The sequence below is a fragment of the Stutzerimonas kunmingensis genome (assembly GCF_014764705.1).
Classification (GTDB): Bacteria; Pseudomonadota; Gammaproteobacteria; order Pseudomonadales; family Pseudomonadaceae; genus Stutzerimonas.
Map to the genome: position 1 here is coordinate 1 of NZ_JACXXG010000097.1, position 998 is coordinate 998.

2 protein-coding genes are annotated in these 998 nt (G+C 53.0%); one reads left to right on the plus strand and one right to left on the minus strand.

The genetic code is table 11. The features are described 5' to 3' along the window. Window positions 1–135: 135 nt before the first annotated feature. Entirely contained in the window at window positions 136–438 is a 303-nt protein-coding gene (locus IEG05_RS23095; RefSeq protein WP_174824670.1) for a hypothetical protein, read from the minus strand. 472 nt (window positions 439–910) lie between these two features. Here IEG05_RS23095 and IEG05_RS23605 point away from each other — a divergent pair. Next, window positions 911–998, plus strand: an 88-nt coding sequence (locus IEG05_RS23605) for a heavy-metal-associated domain-containing protein (RefSeq protein ID WP_336509768.1), incomplete at its 3' end; no start/stop codon positions are given.

Consider the following 998-nt stretch of genomic DNA (forward strand, 5'->3'; position numbering starts at 1 on the left):
CGAAGGAGTGGGGGCAACAGCAGCTGCGCTGGTAGACTTATCCACAGTTGCTGGTAACAAAATCAGCAATCCGCCCTGGGTCAAATTTCAATCGGCAGGGTGGGTCAATTTTCCATCAGCGCCAACACGGCATACTCAACCTTCGGCCCAAAAATCATCCTTGCGCACCAAACCGAACTCATCCTGATTGGTGTCAAGATCATCATCAAACATGGTGTTAACCATTCGCTCCCGACGTAGCATGGCCAGCGTTCGGAAAAAGCAGGGCTCGCAGAGGTGAACCTCATAACGTTCACCATCATGCTTGGAACCATAGCCCCAACACGCTTGAAGAACGCCAAACTGCTGGCCATAGCCCTCAATACTTGTGCTTTGGCAACAAGCGTCACAGGTAACGTCTGAAGTCGTTTCCGTTGGCTGCATTGCAACGTGCCGCATGATCCTCACCTCCGAGGAGAGAAAGTTTACAGCTGCCATCGAGCCCACATTCGAGACCGAAAATGGAAGATGTCGCGAAGGCCGCCTCGAACCATCACTGGGGAGAAGGATGCCTTGGGATTAATTGGGGGTGGGCGAACATGCGCAAGCATGTGAGAGCAACACAAAGCCTAGAAATCAAACATTTATGGTTTGAATGTCTTAATTTCTCCGTTATCTCGTCATGCTTCCATAAAAATCCCCATCATGGAAAAGGCCTGATAAATCAATCAGGTAGGAGAGATGTGAGTGAATTTTCCCCTTATCTCGGCATGGCCCCATGTTCATCTCGCCGTACGATGGGGTCGATGGCCGAGTCTGTGGCTTACCACGGTGGGAAGGTCAACGCTTGCGCGGCCGGCCTGTGAACCCTTGACCTTCCAACGATGGCAAGGTCCATGATAGCCGTACGCAAACCAACAGGAGTTGTCCCATGCAGACGTTCCACATCCAGAACATGACTTGCGGCGGCTGCGTCCGAGGCGTCACGCGCGCCATCCAGTCCGTCGACCCGGCTGCGC

Coding starts and splice junctions, on each gene's coding strand:
- IEG05_RS23095 (WP_174824670.1), bottom strand. CDS start 438: ATGCGGCACGTTGCAATGCAGCCAACGGAAACGACTTCAGACGTTACC.